This is a genomic window from Prauserella endophytica (assembly GCF_005146945.1).
Classification (GTDB): Bacteria; Actinomycetota; Actinomycetes; order Mycobacteriales; family Pseudonocardiaceae; genus Prauserella_A; species Prauserella_A endophytica.
Genome location: NZ_SWMS01000004.1, coordinates 196,294 through 214,430 on the forward strand (window position 1 = coordinate 196,294; position 18,137 = coordinate 214,430).

Here is an 18,137-nt window from a genome sequence, read left to right on the forward strand (position 1 = left end):
GAACCGGGGCCGGAGGTCAGCGGTTCGCCAAAGCTGTGACGACCAGCGCAAGTTCGGCGATCGTGACCAGAGGCAGACTCCGTTTGAGCATGCGGCGTGCGCTGGGCCGCATGGTGTCGGACGTACTGGCCGCCAGCGTGGCCACGCAGGCGAGGAACACTCCGTGTGCCGCGCTGCCGAGTACCGCCCAGACGGGTCCGTAGCGCCACCACAACCCCGCGACGAGAAGCGCTAGACCCGCAGCGAGGATCACACAGGTCAGGGCGACCGTGCGCCGGAGCCCGTAGCGCACGGCCGGCGCGGAGATGTCCGTCGCCGCGTCGGCCATGCGGTCCGGCAGCGACCACCACACGGTGCGGCCGACTGCCAGCACGCCCATACCTGAGGCGAGGAGCCATGCCGTGATGTCCACCGACGAGGTCACGGCGCCGTACGACAGCAGGAAGGGCAGCCCGACGGACGCGATGCCGAACGCCGTTGGGCCTGCGAAGCCGCGCCGCTTGAGCCGGACCGGTTCGAGGTTGTACGCGGCCTGAAGCACGATGATCGCCGTGGCCGCGGCGGCGACCAACCACGAACCGGTCCACAGTGCGACCGTCGTGGACAGTACGAGCCCTACCCCGAGTTCGGCGAGCGACCAGCGCACCGCACGGCTACGGCCGAATCCAGAGGCTGCCGCGGCCAGGTAACGCTTCTCCTGGTGCCGCTCGTCCGTGCGCGAATCGACGGCGACGTTGAGGGCCAGCGGCCCCACGATGAGCAGCAGGTTGGCGAGCACGGCCAGCAATGCCGGGCCCCAGGGCCAGCTACCGTCTCCGGCCGGTGCGAAGCAGGCACCCAGCGCGGCGTAGCAGAAGTAGGCGACCGGCAAGGTGTACTCGAGCCGGTGGATCGTCACGACGTCGCGCCAGAGGGGCGAGGTCAGTCGTGACACGCCGTCACCTTCATCTGCAGCCGCGCTGACGGAGCCATGGCGTGCCCGCGCACTCGTGCCTTTACCGCACGGCGGCGTGTGCTGCGCAGGCTCCGGCGGCGCAGCAGCGCGGCGACGATCATTCTGGTCTCCAGCAGACCGAGCTGGCTGCCCAGGCAGTGCCGGGTTCCGCCGCCGAAGGGCAGGTAATGCTGCGCCAGGGGCCGGCCGTCGAGGAATCGGCTCGGGTCGAACCGGTCCGGACGGTGGAATGAGTCACTCCCGCGGTGCGCGAGATAGACACTGGGGGAGAGCACGGCCCCCCGGGGCAGTCTGCGACCGAACAGATGCGTTTCCTCCGTCAGCATGCGGTTGCCGGCGAGGAGCACGGGTGGCGTGATGCGCAGAGCCTCCTGCACGGTGGCGTGCAGCAGTGGCACGGCCTTGGCGTCGGCTCCACTGTCCGTTGTGGAATTCAGCTCGGCGAGGACATCACCCCGGAGAACCTCGTCACGATCGAGCCAGTACACGGTCCATGCGGTCGCCGACGCCGTGGTCTCGTGCCCCGCGAACAGCAACGACACGATTTGGTCCCGTAGCTCGCCGTCGCCGACCGTGCCGAGGGGGCTGTCCGGTGCCACGACCAGCGAGGCCAACGCGGGTGGGCACGCCGCGCGGGCTCGGCGCACGAGCTCGCCGTCCAACGTGGATCCCGATCGAGGCAGCTCGCCCCTGAAGAGCCGGTACGCCAGCGAGCGGTGGGGCGAGCCGAGAGCGCGTTCGAGCCACGCTGTGAACTCCCGGAGAACCGAGAGGCCATCGGAGCCGAGCAGGATCCGGCTCGCGATGTCGAGGGTGACCCGGCGCGTCCACTCGGGCACTGTGAAGACCGTGCCTGGAGTCAAACTCGCCAATGCCCTGTCGATGGTTTCCTGGATGATTGGGCGATAGTCACCGACCCTGCGGGCGCTCAGCGGAGCGCTGAGAAGTTTCCGGTAGGCGCGGTGTCGCGGGCCGTCCAGCCACAGCAGCGAACCGGGTCCGAGCAAGGGCCGCAGAGAGCGGCTGCCCGGGTGTTCGAGCATGGCGTCCGAGCGGAAGATCCAGTCGATCGCCTCCGGGTGCCACACCAGGAGCTTTGGGTGTGGTCCACCTGCCAGCTCCAGGAAGCCTTCCTTGCGGTGCGCGTGGGAGTCGAGAAAGGGCAATGTGCGCAGCGCCATGCGCAGCTCCGTGCGGTTCATCACACGCCGACTCGGTCCTCGGTAAGCCGCGCCGCGACGGCCGCGGTCGTGTGTGCCAGGTAGAGCGCCGCGATGATCTCCACCTCCACGATCCGCAGCGGTGTGTACAGGTCCTTGTCATGCCACAGCGGGGGGTGGGTGGTGTCGCCGTCGGTGGTGAGCAGGTGGGCGGCGCCCCTCGCCGCGGCGCGGACCGTGGCTTCGGTGGTCGGGACTCCTTGGTGCAGCAGGGTTTTCACCGCGTAGGCGGTCTCCTCGCGCGTGCCGTTCCAGCGTCCCCACGAGCCGTCCTTCCGCTGCGTCGCGAGCAGCCAGTCGACGGCGCGGCGCACGGCCTTGTTCCCGTCAGCGCCGCCGTACTCGGCGAGCGCCGTCGCGCAGCACGCCGTGGCGTAGAACGGAGACGCGTGCCATTTGTCGTGCCAGCCGCCGTCGGCGTCCTGCCGCTCGCCCAGCCAGCGCGTGAGCGTCTTCGCCGCGGCGACGTAGCGCTCGCGGTCGGGCAGGTCGAGACCCAGCGAGGCGCCAATCGCTTGCAGCACGTGGGCGTTCGCGCTCGTCGACGGCGTGCGCTCCTCCGGGAAGCACCGGAAGTGGTCGTCCGCCTCGTAGTGCCACAGGCTTTCCGGCGACCGCGGGCTACCCAGCAGGGCCAGCGCGTAGAGCGCGGTGGCGGTGTCGTCGACGTCGGGCGGAAGCCCGTCGCCGCCCGCCGCTCCCTCCGGCGAGAACGCGGCGTGCAGGCCGTCCACGAGCTCGCGGGGGACCCGGACGTCGAGACCCGCGGAGACGAGCGTGGACAGTACCCAGGAGCGCTCGAAGAGGGCCAGCGGCGCGGCCACGGGAACGCCGCCGCCCGGCTCCTGCACCGCGCGCAGGTACCGCACGCACGGGTTCCGCTCGTCGCGCACCGCCTCGTCCCCGAGCCACACCGCCGTGGCGGCGGGGGAGCAGCCAACGACCCTGCCGTGCACCGGTTTCACGAACGGCGCGCTCTGCGCGGGCGCGCCGACGACCTCCAAGGAGTGCAACAGCTTCTCCGGCAGCGGATGTCCCTGCGAGACGGCCGTACGCAGCTGTGCCAGCAAGTCGGCGTAGGTGCCCTTCGGCGATGTCAGTGGTGGGCGGCCGAGGCGTTCGAGGTGAGCGTTGATGTCGTCGACGAGGCCGGGCACCATCAGCTCGATCGCGACCGTGTCGGGCAGAAGGGTGTTAAGACGCAACCGATCGGCGAGCGCACGTACTCCACGTTCGGCCGCCCTCGCGACCTCGGGGTGAGCGCCGGGTCGGGATGTCTCCGTCAGCAACGCGTGGGTCGCGCTCAACGTGGGCACGATGTCGTAGTCACCGGGCCCGCCCCAGCGGCCGTCGCCGTGCTGTTCCCGCAGGAGGAACCCGACCCGTTCCGCGTGTCCCGGAAGGGAAGGGGTGAGCGCCACGATTCTGCCCGTCTCGTAGACGGACGGCGAGAACCGGCCCCATGGATCGGCGGCCATGTCGGCCACCAGCGCTGTCACCGTCTCGTTCGCGTTCGCCAGCCAGGAACCGCGTGAACTCATGGGCACTCCTCGACGGTCAGCGCAGTTGAGTTGTCGGGCCAGCCGGTAACCGGTTGAAAACTCAAAGTAGCATTTCGCACCGAGGTGTCACACCGCTGTGCTCCGAACGGAGCAGTGTGGTGTTGGTCAACCGCGGACACTGAACTGGTTGGACGCACCGGTGAAACTCCTGACTCCACCGAGCAGGTTCCGGGCCTCCCCGTGGTAGCGAATCCGGTACGTGCCCTCGCTGCCAGGGGGAACCTTCCAGCCGATTGTGACGTGTGAGGCCGCGACGCCGCGCCGGGCCCAGCGCAGGGTCGTGCTCCAGTCGCCGTCGTCGGCCACCCGTATCCAGCGGTTTCCGTTCCACCGCTGGACTTCCAGGTAGGTGCCACCGCGGTGCAGGTCGTTGCCGGGATGCGCGCCCGCGAACACCACTTCGGCGCGCTCGCCGGGGGAGTACGACGGCCGGGGCTGGGTGAGCACGTCACCGAACCGCCTGCCCAGCGGCGGTGCGTCGGCGACGATGGGCGGCTGCAGGGAAATCCGCCGTCCCGAGAGGTCGGCGGGTGCGGGGCCGGACGGCGCGGGCCTGCCGTCGCGCATCGCCTCCGCGAGCCCCGCGGCGGTCTGCTGCAAAGCGGGCAGCTGCCAGCGGCCGAACAGCGTGCTGCCGCCCTCGTAGTGCTGCGCGTCGTACTCCTCCGGCGTGGTGACGTAGTGGAAGTAGGCGTTGCTGTACCCCGCGACGAGCACGTCGCGCACGTCGGCGCCGACGATGTCGGCGACGGTCCTGCGCAGCCGCAGCCCGGCCGCGATGGTGACCTCGCCGGGCACGCCGATCAGGTACAGCCCGCCGACGCGCACCAGCTGCACCGGAACCGTCTCCTGCACCCACGGGTACACCGCGTTCATCGCGCCGATCGGCACCGCGATGCCCTTGGGCGCCTGGCACTGCCTCAGCTCGGGGGATGCGGTGTAGAGCACCGAGTGCGACACCGTGTCCCACAACGGGTTCTCGCCCTCGGCGAAGAGCGGGAAGGCGGGGCCGTCCTCGGTGCTTCCCGCCGCCATCGCCGCGCCGACCGCGGGATCGCACGTGCGATGGTGCTTCCCGTCGCCGGTGAACTCGGGCCGCACGTCCACATCGGACATGTCGACGTAGACCAGCCGGGAGTCGACGCCTCCGGTCAGCGCGGCGCCGTCCCGGGTGAGCTGCCTGGCCGCGGCCTCGTACTGCCGCTGCCCGATCTCCTCGGTGCGCGCGAAGTCCTCCGGCGTGGTGGGTGGCGCGAGGTCCAGGTTCGGCGACATGTCACCGGCGTTGGTCTGCGCGAACGCCGACACGAAGTCCGGCGGCGTGTCCGCGAGGTAGTCGACGTGCTCGACCTCGCGTTCCCAGTGGTAGGCCGCGTAGCCCTTGTTGTCGGCGCTGATCAGCCGGTTGTCGCCGGACATGCTGGTGTTGTGCGTGGCGAACCAGTTGACGGCGCCGACCACACGCCCGTCGCGCTCGATGCGCAACAGCGACGTCTGCGGGTCGACCGCGGCTGGAAAGAACTCCCTGTCCTCGGCGGGGTTGCGGTCGAACGCCGCGCGGGAACGGTTCACGCTCGCGTCGGTGAGCTCGGAGTGGGTGAGCGTGAGCGACGCGGGCGCCAGGTCGGCGTGCGCTCGTTCCACCGACTCCACGATTCCTTCGGTGATGGCGTCGAACGTCTTCTCGTGGAAGCCCAGCGTGGTGAGGTTGTAGAGCAGGTGGTGGGAGTAGCCGCCGGGGCCCGCGTGGGTGTGCGTGCCGGTGAGCAGAACGTTCTGTTCGGTGTAGAGGTCGCCGTAGCGCTCGGCGAGCCTGCGCAGCACCGCCTGGTGCACGCTGTCGAAGATCATCGGCGAGTCCACGACCACGAGCACCACGCGCTCGCCGGTCGCGGGGTCGGCGACCACGAACGCCCGCGAGCGCAGCCGGTTGTGCAGGCCCTCGGCCTGCTGGTCGGTGCGGCCGTAGCCCATCATGCCGACCTCGGCGATCTCGCCGGTGGCGTCGGCGATCCCGCGCCCGACGAGGTACGGCTCGGCGGGCGCGGGGGACGCCGCGGGTGCGGTCGTGGGCGCGGCGACGAGGCACGCGCCGGTGAGCAGCGCGGCAGCGAGCGCGCGGGCCCTCACGGGGTCAGCACGTCGGCGGGAACGGAGTAGCCGCGCACGCGCTGCGGGTGGTCGCCCACCGGGATACGGGCGACCTCGCGGGGGTTGTCGAACGACACCACCGAGATGTCGTCACTGTCGCTGTTGGACAGGAAGCAGTGCCGTCCGTCGGGCGAGGTGGCCGCCCAGTACGGCTTCTTGCCGGTCGGCACGATCGCGTCCACGGTCAGCGCGGGCACCGAGAGGATCGCCGCGTAGTCGGAGATCGTGCCGGCGTCGCAGATCTTGGTGTGGTCGTTGTTCGTCGAAAGGCCGTGGTGCGCGGAGTCCAGCGGGTACTCGTCGCGCCGCAGCTGTTTCGCCTCCTCCGACAGCGGAAGGTGCACGGTACGGGTGGTGCGTTCCTCCTCGAGGTCGTACTCGATGAACCCGTTGTGGAACGACAGCTGCGCGTACATCGTGCGCTGATCCGGCAGCACGACGAACGGGCGGATGCCGACGCCGAAGTCGATGACCTTGCGCACCTCGAGCGTCTTCGCGTCGGCGATCGTGAGCCAGCGCCTGCCCTTGGCGGCGTCGAGCAGCGGGGCGTCGGGAGCGACGACATTGCCGATCGTCGCGTTGTAGATCGTGCTGCCGTCCTCGGAGAACCGGTTCTCGTGCGGGAAGTCGCCGCTCGCGATGCGGCCGGTGATCGCGCCCGTGGCGGTGTCGACGGTGTTGACGACGTTGGCGGTGGTCGCCGAGACCAGCAGGGTGCGCCCGTCGGGCGAGAGCGCCATGTGGTCGGAGCGGTAGCCGTCGACGCGGGTGAACCACAGCTGCCTGCCGGTGGCCACGTCGAACGCCGACACGTCGCCGAGGCTGGGCCGCGACACGTACATCGTCCTGCCGTCGGGGGAGACCATGATGTCGTCGACGAGCTGATCGTGGCCCTCGCCCGCGGTCTGTCTGATGACGAGCATCGCGACGAGCCGGTCGGGCGTCATCTCCCGCTTGCGCTGCTCGAAGTCGGGCACGACGTCGATTCGCTGGTACTTCTCGAAGGTCCGGGCGTCCACCAGGTCGACGGTGCCGTCCCAGTTGTTGCCGACGAACATCACGTCCCGTGCTGGCGCGGCGTGTGCCGCCGGAGCGAGCGTCACGGCCAGCAGAGCCGCCGCCACGAGTGAACCGAGCCGTACCCACCGCTTGGCCATAACGTACCTACCCCGTAGTAGATATGAAGGTGATTCACGATTGTGCGGGCTCCGGACGACGAGCGCAACCCGGACGTAGGGTCGCGGGGTGGGCAGTGGTGACGACGCACGGTACTGGCGGCATCCCGGCGTGGCCGGAGTGGACCTGCTCCGCGCGCGGTTCGTGCGGCACGCCTTCGCCCGGCACAGCCACGAGACGTTCGCGATCGGCGTCGTCGAGTCGGGAGCCGAGGAGCTGCGCATCGGCTCGGCCGTCGAGCGGGTCACCACGGGCGGCACGGTGCTGCTCAACCCCGAGGTCGTGCACACCGGAGCGCCCGCCCACGCCGACGGCTGGACCTACCGCGTGCTGTACCTGCCGGTGGCCGAGCTGGTCTCGTTCACCGGCATCCGCGGCACGCCGGCGTTCACGGAACAGCTCACCTACGACCGCGACACGGCGGCCGCCGTGCTCGCCGCACACCGGGCCGCGGAGTCGCCGGACCGGCTCGCGGCGGGCACCCTGCTCGACCTGCTGCTCGCCCGGCTCTGGCACGCCCACGGCAGCCGGACTCCCACCGCCTCCCCGCGAGCCGGCCGCCGGGACGCCGAACTCGTCAGGCAGGTGCTGCTGGAGCGGATGGCCGGCCCGCCGCCGTTGGCGGAGCTGGCCGCCGAGTTCGGCACCAGCCGGTTCGCGCTGCAGCGCGCGTTCCGGGCCCGTTTCGGGCTGCCGCCGCACGCCTACCTGAACCAGCACCGTGTCCGCACCGCGCGGAGCCTGCTCGCGCGCGGTGTCCCGCCCGCCGAGGTGGCCGTGACGGTCGGCTTCGTGGACCAGGCCCACCTTTCCCGGCACTTCACCCGGATCGTCGGCGTCCCGCCCGGCGCCTACGCGCGGGCGCACGAACGTACAAGCAGGGGGCGAAGGTCCCGCCTAGCGTGAAGCCCATGGATCCCTCCCGCGAGGACGTCGCCGCGATGATGGCGGCGGCAACATCGTTCGTCACCGAGTTCCTTGACGGGCTGCCGCACGCGCCCGCGTCCCACGTGACCGATGGGGACGTGCCCGCGTTGCTGGAACCTCCCGCGGAGCGGCCAGGCGAGCTGGGCGAGTTGCTCGCGACGTTCCGGGACGCGGCCGCGCACGCGGTCGAGACCGCGGGACCCGGCTACCTCGCCTACTTCCCCGCCGGCGGCCTGTTCAGCTCCGCGCTCGCCGAGCTGCTCGCGAACACCGTCAACCGCTACACCGGCGTCAGCTCGACGGCGCCCGCGCTCGTGGCGATGGAACAGGGCGTGCTGCGCTGGCTGTGCGCGGAGTTCGGCCTCCCCGATGGCTCCGGCGGCATCGTCACCACCGGGGCGTCGATGGCGACCCTGTCGGCGCTCGTCGCCGCCCGCGAGCGGGTGCTCGGCGGACCCCTGCCCGCAGGGACGATCTACGTCACCGAGCACACCCACCACTGCGTCGCCAAGGCGGCGCACCTGGCCGGGTTCACGCCTGAACAGCTGCGCACGGTGCCCACTTCGGACGGGCTGCGCATGGACCCCTCCGCCGCAGCGGAGGCGATCACGCGGGACCGCGCCGAGGGCCACGTGCCGTTCCTGCTCGTCGGCACCGCGGGGTCCACGAGCACGGGCACGATCGACCCGCTCGGCGCGCTCGCGGAGGTGGCCCTGCGGGAAGGGCTGTGGTTCCACGTCGACGCCGCATACGGCGGCGGCTTCCAGCTCACCGAGCGGGGCCGCGCGAAGCTCGCCGGGATCGAAAGGGCCGACTCGGTGACGCTCGACCCGCACAAGACGATGTTCCTGCCGTACGGCACCGGCGTGCTGCTCGTGCGTGCCGTGAGCGACCTGCGGGCCGCGCACTCCGCCGACGCCGACTACCTGCAGGACCTGCGCCGCGACCCGCTGCTGCCCGACTACGCCGACCTCGGCCCCGAGCTGACGCGCGAGTTCCGCGGCCTGCGGCTGTGGTTGCCGCTGCACCTGCACGGCGTCGCCGCGTTCCGCTCCGCGCTCGACGAGAAGCTCGACCTCGCGGCGTGGGCCCACCGCGAGCTGAGCCGGTTCGCCGAGGTGCCGACGGAGCCCGACCTCACCGTGCTCACCTTCCGGGTCCCCGGCGGTGACGACGCCGCCAACCGCCGAGCACTGGAGCGCATCAACGCGGGGAGACGGATCTTCCTGTCCAGCACCAGGATCGGTGGCCGGTTCACGCCAAGGCTGTGTGTGCTGAGCCTGCGCACGCACCGTCCGCACGTCGAGGAGGCGATGCGCATCATCCGCGACGCCGTGGTCAGCGCCTCCCGAGGAACTCCAGCAGCAGCGCCGTGAACGCCTCGGGCACCTCCTCGGGCACCCAGTGGGTCACGTCCTCCAGCATCTGGAACTCGTACGGCCCCGTGACCCACTGCTCGGTGTCGAGCGCGGCCGTCGAGCCGAACGCGACGTCCTCGGTGCCCCACACGTACAGCGCGGGAACGCCGACCTTGCCGATCCGTTCCGCCGGCCTGCCCGCGCGGTACCAGTTCAGCGCGGCCGTGAGCGCGCCCGGCTCGGAGAGCCTGCGGAGGTAGTCCTCGACCCGGTCCCTCGGCACCTTCCACTCGTACATCCGCCGCAGCGCCTCGGCGTTGCCCGCGAGCATGCGCTTCTCGGTGTCGCGGCTGCGCCAGTCGCGCATGTACTGCGAGCGCATGGCCTGGTCCTCGTCGCGCCGCAGCGCGTCGGCGAGCGCACCGGGATGCGGCGTGGCCACGGAGGTGATGCTGCGCAGGCGTTCGGGGTGCTTGTCGGCCGTCCACCACGCGACGGCGCCGCCCCAGTCGTGTCCCACGAGGTCGAACCGGCCCCAGCCGAGCGCGTCGGCGATCGCGACGACGTCGCCGACGAGGTGCTCGATCGCGTATTCGGCGACGTCCTCCGGCCGCACACCGGGGGAGTATCCGCGCTGGTCGGGCGCCACGGCGCGGTAGCCCTCGCGGCCGAGCACGGCCACCTGGTGCTCCCACTGCACAGCCGCCTCGGGAAAGCCGTGCAGCAACAGGACCGGTCGCCCGTCCTCGGGACCCGCGGCGAGCGCGTCGAAGGAACCGGCGGGCGTGGGGATGCTCAGGTACTCGCTCACGGAAGGAGCCTAGCCAGCCGGATTCGGCCCCCTCTATCCGCAGTGAAGGCCACCTTCACTGCGTTGAGCGCAGGCAAGGTGGCCTTCACTGCGTTGAGCGCAGGCAGGGTGGCCTTCACTGCGGTCGGGCGGTCCCCCGCGGTCACACGCCCCAGTCGGGGCGCAGGGGCATCGCGGCGTCGCCGTTCGCGGCTACCTTCACGCCAAGCACCTGCTGCAGCTCGATCTTGTGCCGCTCGAAGCCCAGCCGCGACGCTGCCATGTACAGCGCCCACACCCGCGCCCTGCGCACGCCTGCCTCCTGCACCGCCTCGGACCAGTTCGCGTCGAGGTTGGCGCACCAGGCCGCGAGCGTGCGCGCGTAGTGCTCGCGCAGGTTCTCCGAATGCCGCACCTCGAACCCGTGGTCCTGCATCGCCGAGATGATCGTGCCCACGCCCTCCAGTTCGCCGTCGGGGAACACGTAGCGGTCGATGAACGGCCCCGTGTGCGCGGGCTCCCTGGTGGTCGGCCGCGTGATGCAGTGGTTCAGCAGGCGCCCGCCTTCGCGCAGTTTCGAATGCAGGAACCGGAAGTACGACGGCAGGTTGCGGGCCCCGATGTGCTCGGTGAGCCCGATGGAGGACACCGCGTCGAAGCCGCCCTCTGCCACGTCGCGGTAGTCGAGGTGCCGGACCTCGGCCCGGTCGGCGAGACCGCGCGCGACGATGTTCTTCTGCCCCCACTGCGCCTGCTCGCGCGACAGCGTGACCCCGATCGCCCGCACCCCGTAGTGCTCGGCGGCGTGCGCCACCATGCCGCCCCAGCCACAGCCCACGTCGAGCAGCCGCATCCCCGGTTCCAGGGCGAGCTTGCGGCACACCAGGTCGAACTTGTGGAACTGCGCCTCCTCCAGCGTCGAGTCCTCCTCGGGGTAGCACGCACACGTGTAGGCCATCGAGGGACCGAGCACGAGCTCGTAGAAGTGGTTCGACACGTCGTAGTGCTGCGAGATCGCCGCGCTGTCCCGGGACTTCGAATGCCGCAGCCCGCGCAGGCCGCGCTTGACCCTGCCGGGCGCCTCCTCGGCGGGCACGGGCACCGAACGCAGGAAGCGCGTGCCGAGCCTGCGCATGATCCACAGCTTGTCGGCGATGCTGAGCCCGTCGATCACGGCGGTCAGCGCACGCAGCACGGTGTAGAGGTCGCCGTGGACGTCGAGGTGCCCGGTGACGTACGCGCGGGCGAGGCCGAGCTCGCCCGGTGCGGAGAAGACGTAGCTGAGCGCCGTCGGCGAGCGCACGTCGATCCGGTGGGGCGAGCCGGGATCGCCGACGACGCTGCCGTCGTAGAGCGTGATGGCCACGTGCTCGCCCGCGGTGAGGAGCCGTCCGAACACCTCACCGAGTTCTCCATGTGCCATTGCTGCTTTCACCTCGCTCTAACGCACTTGTCGTAAAGGTCTAGCAACCTCCGCGCGGGGTCGTATCGCCGTTTCAGCGCGTGATAGGCCGTTCCGTTGTAGAGCCGCCAGAACGTGTCCTCGTCGCAGAAGCTTTCGGAGTACAGCGACTTCCGCCCGCCGAGCTCGGTCACCTTCTGCTCGATGAGCCGGTTGTGCGTGCCGTCCGGCTCGCCCGGCTCCAGCGGGACCGTTGCCCAGAAACCGAAGTTGACGTAGAGCGCTTTCGGGTCCAGTTCGTACAGTGGCCAGGTGCGGTCCGGGTCCCGCTGCCGCACCGGGCACACCCACACCGGGCTGATCGGTATCTCGCGGTGGAAGAAGTCGAGGAACGCCGCCGCCCGGTCCACCGGAACCTCGATGTCCTGCACCACGGACTCGCGTTCCGGTTTGCCCAGTGCGCGCTCGAACCGGGAGAGCAGGCCGTGCCGCCGCTCGAACGCCACGACCTTCCAGTACACGTCGGAGCGCAGCAGCTTCGGTCCCACCAGCAGGCGGACGAGCCGGTTCTGCACCCCCAGCGCGCGCGAGCACCAGAACCAGTCGGTGTCCCAGCGCCACAGGTAGTCCCGCACCGGGAGGTGGTCGACGGTGCGCTCCCTGATGGACCTGTAGTAGATGTCCAGCCACGTGTAGTCGCTGGTCTCTGGTGCCTCGCCGGTGAACGTCGCGAGCGTCAGGTACAGCTCGTCGGGTCCGAAGATCGTCCCGTCGACGAAGTCGGCCTCGCGTTCGCGACACGCGCGCTCCAGCGCCGCGAAGTACCGCGCGGGATCGGTGTAGCGGACGTGTTCGAGCCGGACGTAGGGCCGCACCGGTTCCAGCTCGATGCGCAGGCGCAGCGCGTAGCCGAGCGTGCCGTAGGAGTTGGGGAAGCCGAAGAACAGCTCGCTGTGCTCGTTTTCGGGCCGGGCGAGCACGATCTCGCCGTCGCCGGTGAGCAGGTCCATCTCCAGCACCGACTCGTGCGGCATGCCGTTTCGGAACGACGACGACTCGATGCCCAGCCCGGTGACCGCGCCGCCGAGCGTGATGGTCTTGAGCTGCGGCACGACCAGCGGCATCAGCCCGTGTGGGAGGGTCGCGTCCACGAGCTGCTCGTAGGTGACCATGCCCTCGACGTCGGCCGTGCGCGCCACCGGATCCACCGACAGCACGTGGTTGAAATCGGAGACGTCCAGCCCGGAGGAGGTGTCGGCGCGCGGCCGGAAGAGGTTCGACGTGCGTTTCGCCAGCCGCACCGGGGCGCCCTCGGGCAGTGCGGCGAGCTGCTCCCGCAGCCGCGCCACCCTCGCCGCGTACCCCTCAGCCGTGGCCGTGCTCCCGCTTCCCCCGCCGCTTCGCAACATGCAACCCATGATCGCGCTGTCCCGGCCGCGCTGCCAGGGTCCGCTGTGGGTTTGCCTACGGTCAGGCGAAAACGCAGGTCAGACGGGTTGACCCAAATGGCCTATTCGCGGTAAGAGGCGCTGCGCGCCGCTGTGTTCGTCAACGCGGGCATGGTGGCCTTCACTGCGGCTGAGGTGTCCCGGCAACGCCGCCCTCGACGGCCTCGAGCGCGTCGTCGTGCCCGCGCTCATGCGTCCGGACCCCCGAAAACGCCCTGACCGACCGTCAGCACGCCCTTCGGGTCGTACCGCTTCTTGGCGGCCTCCAGCTTCTCCCACTCGTCGCCGAAGTGGTCCTTCCAGTCCTTCTCCGTCATCGGCAGCGTGTTGGCCGGGTACACCGTGCCGCCGAGCGCCTTGACCCGCTCGTACAGGCCGGTGTTGAGCTGGATCATCCTCGCCACGCCCGCCGGGTCGTACGGCTTGCCCGTGCGCAGCAGTGCGAACAGCCACACGAGGTCCCTCGACGGCACACGGACCAGCGGTGTCGACAGCCGCTCCCTGCGCACCGGGTAGAGCATCACGAGGCCCGAGTCGCCGAGGTCCTCGCCGCCCGTCTCGGCGAGCGTGTCGGCCACCACGGCCTCCACCTCGTCATCGGGCACGAACACGTTGAGCCACGGGTGCGGGTGGAACCAGCTGCCCTCCTCGCGCAGCACCGCTTCGCCGTCGGCCATCCGGTCGAGGAACTCGTGATAGGTCGAGTCCTCCACCTCGGCGGTCTCGCGCGAGAACGACAGGTCCCCGAGCAGTGCCTCCTCGTCGGGCTGGTCCGGCAGCGAGAAGTACGACGCTGCCTCCAGCAGGTACAGCCACTCGCCGGTCTCGTCGTCGAGCAGGAGCTGGCCCTCCACGTAGTCGAAGCGGCCGTCGGTGACCGTGGTGCGCTGGTCGGCGAGGAAGTCGCCGAGCGTGTCGTAGTACAGCTTCCAGCGGCGCGCCCGCTGCTTGGCGGGCTGCAGCCGGATCGTGGCGCGAGTGACGATCCCGCACTGGCCGAGCCCGGCGCGCACGGCGTCGAACAGCTCGCCGTTCTCGTCCGCCGAGCAGCGCACGAGCGCGCCCTCGCCGGTGACGACGTCGAGCTCGGTGACCGTGTCGGTCTGCATGCCGTGGTGGTGGGTCGCGCCGCCGATGCCGCCGACGGCGAGCGTGCCGCCGACCGTCAGCTCCAGGTAGTCCGTGAGCACCGGCGGGGTGAGCCCGCGCGGCAGGCTCGCGCCGAGCACCTGCTGCCAGCGGGCTCCGGCGTCGACCACCAGCCGATTGCCGGTGCCGGCGTGCACGGTGGCGAGGCTCGTCATGTCGAGCACGATGCCGCCGGCCGCCTGGCCCTGCCCGAACGGCGAGTGACCAGCCCCTCTCGCCGCGACCGGAACACCCCTCTCCGCGGCGAACCCGACGACGGCCGCGACGTCCGCCGGGCTTCCCGGTCGGACCACGACGCGGGGCCGTGCCTGGACGATGTGCCCCCAGTCCCGGGCCGCGGCAGCCAAGCTCGCGTCGCCGTCGAGGACGTCGCCGTCGAGCGCGGGCAGGTCGGCGTGATCGAACGCTTCCGGCATCTGCCGGACTCTAGCGGCTAGCCTGGCGCACATGGCAGGAGACGTGCTCCCGGCCGAGGGGGAACCGTTCGGCGACCGGGTCCGCCGCAGGCTGCGGGACGAGGCGATCATCTGGCTCACCACCGTCGGCGCGGACGGCACGCCGCAGCCCAACCCGGTGTGGTTCCTGTGGGAGGGCGGCGAGGTGCTGGTCTACACCCGCCCCGATGCCTACCGGCTCGCCCACATCCGCCGCCGTCCCCGGGTCGGCCTGCACTTCGACAGCGACGGCACGGGCGGCGACATCATCGTGCTGAAGGGCACCGCGCGGATCGACGAGCGCCTGCCGCCGGCCGCGGAAACCCCCGCCTTCCGGGAGAAGTACGGCCAGGGCATGGTCACCGTCAGCGGCAGCGCCGAGAAGTTCAGCGCCGACTACTCCGTCGCGCTGCGGGTCCGCGTCGAGCGCGTGCGCGGCTTCCTGACCTGACCCCCGCTCGATTCCACGTCTGGCCTTCACTGCGGTAACCGAGTCCAGCTCTCGCGCAGACCGCGGAGCAGTGCGCGGATGGCCGACGCCGGGTCGAAGGCGGGGTCCGGGCTGAGGCACTGGTGGGCGAGCAGGCCGTCGAGCAGGGACATGACGGTCCACAGGTCACGTTCGGGGTGCGGGGAGCCGAGCGCACGGAACCAGTCCGCCGCCCAGGACTCGATCCGCCCCTGCTGCACCGCGACCTGCTCGCGCAGTCCGCCGTGGAAGGCCGCCTCGGCGAGCAGGGCGTGCCGCGCGAGCGTGACCACCCGTGCGGGGCCGGTCAGCTCCAGTGCGAGCTCGCCCACCACGTCGGCGAAGACGTCGATCTCCACCGCGCCGGTCAGCTCGGCCGCGACACGCTCCCAGCTGCGCGTCTCCAGCTCCCGCAGGCGTTCCAGGACGCCGGCCAGCAGCGCGTCCCGCGTGCGGAAGTGGTTGGAAGCCGTTCCGGATGGCACCCCGGCCTCCGCGTCCACCGCGCGGTGGGTCAGCTGCCGGGTGCCCTGCGTGCCGAGCACCCGGATCGCCGCGTCGAGGACCTGTTCCCGCCTGCCTGTCATCACGACGACAGTAACGGGGCGTCGCTCACCGCCGCGTCGACGCACGCCTCCGCGGTGCGGCGGCACGAGTTGCCGCAGCCGCCCGCGTTGCGCTTCGTGTCCGCGCGGGCGTCCCGGGCGGGAGTCACCACCTCGCTCGAGCAGGACACACCCGGTAGGGCGTTCGGCGCCCCGCTCCTGCCGCTGCCTGTCCACCTTGGACACGGGTGACGTTTTTCAGCCTTTCAGGTTGGGATCGCCCTGTGGTTTTTCCGCTGTCGCGTCGGGTATATCAAGATCATCGGTTTTCTGGTGTGAAAGGAGCCCGTGATGCGGAGCCCCGATGCCGAGCGACAGGCCGAGAGCGTCGAGACCGTCACGGCCGGCGTTCAAGGCGGGGCGGGAGAGGCGGCGGGCAACCTGCGTGTTCCCCTGCCCCGTGACGACGATGACGAGCTGGAGCCCACCATCGTCCTCGGCCGCGAATAGTCCCGGTTCCCCCTCCGAGCCCATTGGTGTAGCGTGCTACGCAATCACTGAGGGGTTCGAAGGGGTACCGACATGATCCGCCGAGACCGCGAGCTGCTCGCCCGGCTCTCCGCTGTGAACACCCATCTCGGTGAGGCCGTGGTGGAGCTGCTGCACCGCCAGGACGGCGGCCAGCTGCCCGCGGACGGCCTGCGTCTGCTCGGCAAGCACCTGCAGGAGCTGACCACCGACCTGATCGCCCGCGCCGACGAGCTCGACGCGATCGAGGGCGAACCGCACGTCCCCAGGCTCCACTGAGCCGGCCCACCGTCCGCGCCAGCGCCACCCATCCGCAGTGAAGGCCACCTTCACTGCGTTGAACGCAGGCATGGTGGCCTTCACTGCGGACGGGGCTCGGATCGGGCACGGGTTTGCCCTGGCGCGCGTGGGTACCCGGAGGCCATGACCACGCCACCACCTGATCCGGACCCGGCCAGGACGCCCGGACTTGAGGAGGGCGGCGGCGTCCGGCCCGGCGACACGCCGCCCGAATCCGGCCAGACGTCCGGCCTCTCGCACCGCGAGCCCCGGCAGTCCAAGGGGATGTCGATCGCGTGGCTCGTGGTCGTGGTGGCGAGCATCGTGCTCGTCGCCGGATTCTTCATCGCCTACTTGGTGATCTACGTCAACGGTGGGTAGGAGGCTTCTCGCGTGTCGAAACGGATCGTGATCGTCGGCGGCGGCTACGTCGGTCTCTACGCCGCGTTGCGCCTGCAGCAGCGGCTGCGCAGCGGCGAGGCGCAGGTGACCGTGGTCAACCCGGAGAACTTCATGGTCTACCGGCCGCTGTTGCCCGAGGTCGCCTCGGGCACGCTCGAACCGAGGCACGCCGTGGTCCCGCTGCGCGCGGTGCTGAGCGGGACGCGCTTCGTCGCGGGAAGGCTCACGGGTGTGGACACCCAGCGCAGGGTCGCGTCGGTCGCACCCGAGGCGGGCCCGGAACTGGAGCTGGAATACGACGAGCTGGTGCTCGGCATGGGCGCCATGTCCAAGCTGCTCCCGATTCCCGGGCTGGCCGAGTGCGGGATCGGGTTCAACTCGCTGGCCGAGGCCGTGCACCTGCGTGACCACGTGCTGCGCCAGCTGGAGATCGCCTCCGCCACCCGCGATCCCGAGCTGCGCCGCTGTGCGCTGACGTTCGTGTTCGTCGGTGGCGGCTACACCGGCGTCGAGGCGCTCGCCGAGCTGCAGGACATGGCCGTCGACGTGCTGGAGGGCTATCCCGAGATCGACGCCTCGGAGATGCGCTGGGTGCTCGTGGAGGCCATGGACCGCATCCTCACCACGGTCAGCGAGGACCTCGCCGCGCGTGCGGTGTCCGAGCTGCGTGGCCGCGGCATCGACGTGCGGCTGAGCACGCAGCTTGAGTCGGCCGAGGACGGCCTGGTGCGGCTGAACGACGGCGACAGCTTCCGCGCGAGCACCCTCGTGTGGGTCGCCGGGACGAAGCCCCCGCCGCTGGTCAAGGAACTCGGACTGCCCACCGACCAGCGTGGCCGGATCGTCGTCGACGAGACGATGCGCGTCGAGGGACACCCCGACATCTGGGCGGCGGGCGACTGCGCCGCGGTGCCGGACCTGCAGAAGGGCGGGGTGTGCCCGCCGACCGCGCAGTACGCGGTGCGGCAGGCGCGCAGGCTCGGCGACAACATCGCGCAGCGGCTGCGGGGCGGCGAGCTGAAGCCGTTCCACTACAAGAGCAAGGGCGAGTTCGTGACGCTCGGCATGAACAAGGCCGTCGGCGAGATGCTGGGCCGCAAGGTCCACGGCAGGTTCGCGTGGACCGCCCGCCGCGCGTACTACGCCACCCAGATCCCCACGTGGAACCGCACGATCAGGGTGCTCGGCGACTGGCTCGTCGGCATGCCGTTCGGGCACGATGTGGTCAACCTGGATTCCCGCGAGGAGCCGCGTGGCGCCTTCCAGGAGGCGGCGGGGCGGCGTGCTTAGCCCTGCTTAGTTCTACACAACCTTGACGTCGGTATGGTCATGCGTAGAAACT

At 70.8% G+C, this 18,137-nt stretch carries 18 protein-coding genes; 7 read left to right on the forward strand and 11 right to left on the reverse strand.

Going from position 1 to position 18,137, the window contains the following annotated elements; translation table 11 throughout:
• Nucleotides 1-16: 16 nt before the first annotated feature.
• The 5 genes from FCN18_RS10135 to FCN18_RS10155 form a co-directional block, all read right to left on the reverse strand.
• The gene (locus FCN18_RS10135) at nt 17-934 is read right to left on the reverse strand and encodes a UbiA family prenyltransferase (RefSeq protein ID WP_137094618.1); all 918 of its coding nucleotides are present in this window, start codon (nt 932-934) and stop codon (nt 17-19) included.
• On the reverse strand, nt 922-2,157 hold the full coding sequence (locus FCN18_RS10140; protein WP_137094620.1) for a cytochrome P450: 1,236 nt from the start codon (nt 2,155-2,157) through the stop codon (nt 922-924). Before FCN18_RS10140 ends, FCN18_RS10135 begins: the two co-directional genes overlap by 13 nt.
• Nucleotides 2,157-3,716, reverse strand: coding sequence for a prenyltransferase/squalene oxidase repeat-containing protein (locus tag FCN18_RS10145; RefSeq protein WP_137094623.1), 1,560 nt, complete (start codon nt 3,714-3,716; stop codon nt 2,157-2,159). Before FCN18_RS10145 ends, FCN18_RS10140 begins: the two co-directional genes overlap by 1 nt.
• A gap of 126 nt (nt 3,717-3,842) precedes the next feature.
• Entirely contained in the window at nt 3,843-5,867 is a 2,025-nt protein-coding gene (locus FCN18_RS10150) for a neutral/alkaline ceramidase (RefSeq protein ID WP_137094625.1), read from the reverse strand.
• Entirely contained in the window at nt 5,864-7,045 is a 1,182-nt protein-coding gene (locus tag FCN18_RS10155) for a YncE family protein (RefSeq protein WP_113640996.1), read from the reverse strand. Before FCN18_RS10155 ends, FCN18_RS10150 begins: the two co-directional genes overlap by 4 nt.
• Nucleotides 7,046-7,133: 88 nt before the next feature.
• Here FCN18_RS10155 and FCN18_RS10160 point away from each other — a divergent pair, with 88 nt between their 5' ends.
• Nucleotides 7,134-7,970, forward strand: a complete 837-nt coding sequence (locus FCN18_RS10160) for an AraC family transcriptional regulator (RefSeq protein WP_137094627.1) — start codon at nt 7,134-7,136, stop codon at nt 7,968-7,970.
• A 5-nt stretch (nt 7,971-7,975) separates the two neighbouring features.
• Nucleotides 7,976-9,367 (forward strand): pyridoxal phosphate-dependent decarboxylase family protein, encoded by a 1,392-nt coding sequence (locus FCN18_RS10165; protein WP_137094630.1) that lies wholly within the window; start codon nt 7,976-7,978, stop codon nt 9,365-9,367.
• Here FCN18_RS10165 and FCN18_RS10170 read toward each other — a convergent pair.
• The 4 genes from FCN18_RS10170 to FCN18_RS10185 all read right to left on the reverse strand — a co-directional run bounded on the left by FCN18_RS10170 (nt 9,330) and on the right by FCN18_RS10185 (nt 14,554).
• Entirely contained in the window at nt 9,330-10,160 is an 831-nt protein-coding gene (locus FCN18_RS10170) for an alpha/beta fold hydrolase (RefSeq protein ID WP_113640994.1), read from the reverse strand. The two genes, FCN18_RS10165 and FCN18_RS10170, sit on opposite strands and share 38 nt — an antisense overlap.
• A gap of 142 nt (nt 10,161-10,302) precedes the next feature.
• Nucleotides 10,303-11,562 (reverse strand): SAM-dependent methyltransferase, encoded by a 1,260-nt coding sequence (locus FCN18_RS10175; RefSeq protein WP_112271654.1) that lies wholly within the window; start codon nt 11,560-11,562, stop codon nt 10,303-10,305.
• Between the two features lie 8 nt (nt 11,563-11,570).
• Nucleotides 11,571-12,950 (reverse strand): FAD-binding protein, encoded by a 1,380-nt coding sequence (locus FCN18_RS10180; RefSeq protein WP_137094632.1) that lies wholly within the window; start codon nt 12,948-12,950, stop codon nt 11,571-11,573.
• Between the two features lie 227 nt (nt 12,951-13,177).
• A complete protein-coding gene (locus FCN18_RS10185; protein WP_137094635.1) occupies nt 13,178-14,554 on the reverse strand; it encodes an FAD-binding protein in 1,377 nt (458 codons plus the stop codon).
• A 31-nt stretch (nt 14,555-14,585) separates the two neighbouring features.
• Between FCN18_RS10185 and FCN18_RS10190 the strand changes: the two genes are divergently transcribed.
• Nucleotides 14,586-15,023, forward strand: coding sequence for a TIGR03667 family PPOX class F420-dependent oxidoreductase (locus FCN18_RS10190; RefSeq protein WP_137094637.1), 438 nt, complete (start codon nt 14,586-14,588; stop codon nt 15,021-15,023).
• Between the two features lie 26 nt (nt 15,024-15,049).
• On the opposite strand, the gene FCN18_RS10195 is transcribed toward FCN18_RS10190, so the two are convergent.
• Nucleotides 15,050-15,628, reverse strand: coding sequence for a TetR/AcrR family transcriptional regulator (locus tag FCN18_RS10195; protein WP_137094639.1), 579 nt, complete (start codon nt 15,626-15,628; stop codon nt 15,050-15,052).
• Nucleotides 15,628-15,756 carry a hypothetical protein gene (locus FCN18_RS40530; RefSeq protein ID WP_267285360.1) on the reverse strand — a complete coding sequence of 43 codons (129 nt, stop codon included), beginning with the start codon at nt 15,754-15,756 and terminating at the stop codon, nt 15,628-15,630. The genes FCN18_RS10195 and FCN18_RS40530 overlap by 1 nt, the downstream gene beginning before the upstream one ends.
• A gap of 181 nt (nt 15,757-15,937) precedes the next feature.
• Between FCN18_RS40530 and FCN18_RS39480 the strand changes: the two genes are divergently transcribed.
• From FCN18_RS39480 to FCN18_RS10210, 4 genes are all read left to right on the forward strand, one after another.
• Entirely contained in the window at nt 15,938-16,096 is a 159-nt protein-coding gene (locus FCN18_RS39480; protein ID WP_170200528.1) for a hypothetical protein, read from the forward strand.
• A 72-nt stretch (nt 16,097-16,168) separates the two neighbouring features.
• On the forward strand, nt 16,169-16,393 hold the full coding sequence (locus FCN18_RS10200; protein ID WP_112271661.1) for a hypothetical protein: 225 nt from the start codon (nt 16,169-16,171) through the stop codon (nt 16,391-16,393).
• A gap of 144 nt (nt 16,394-16,537) precedes the next feature.
• Nucleotides 16,538-16,774 (forward strand): DUF6480 family protein, encoded by a 237-nt coding sequence (locus FCN18_RS10205; protein ID WP_112271662.1) that lies wholly within the window; start codon nt 16,538-16,540, stop codon nt 16,772-16,774.
• 12 nt (nt 16,775-16,786) lie between these two features.
• Entirely contained in the window at nt 16,787-18,085 is a 1,299-nt protein-coding gene (locus FCN18_RS10210; protein WP_137094642.1) for an NAD(P)/FAD-dependent oxidoreductase, read from the forward strand.
• Nucleotides 18,086-18,137 lie beyond the last annotated feature (52 nt).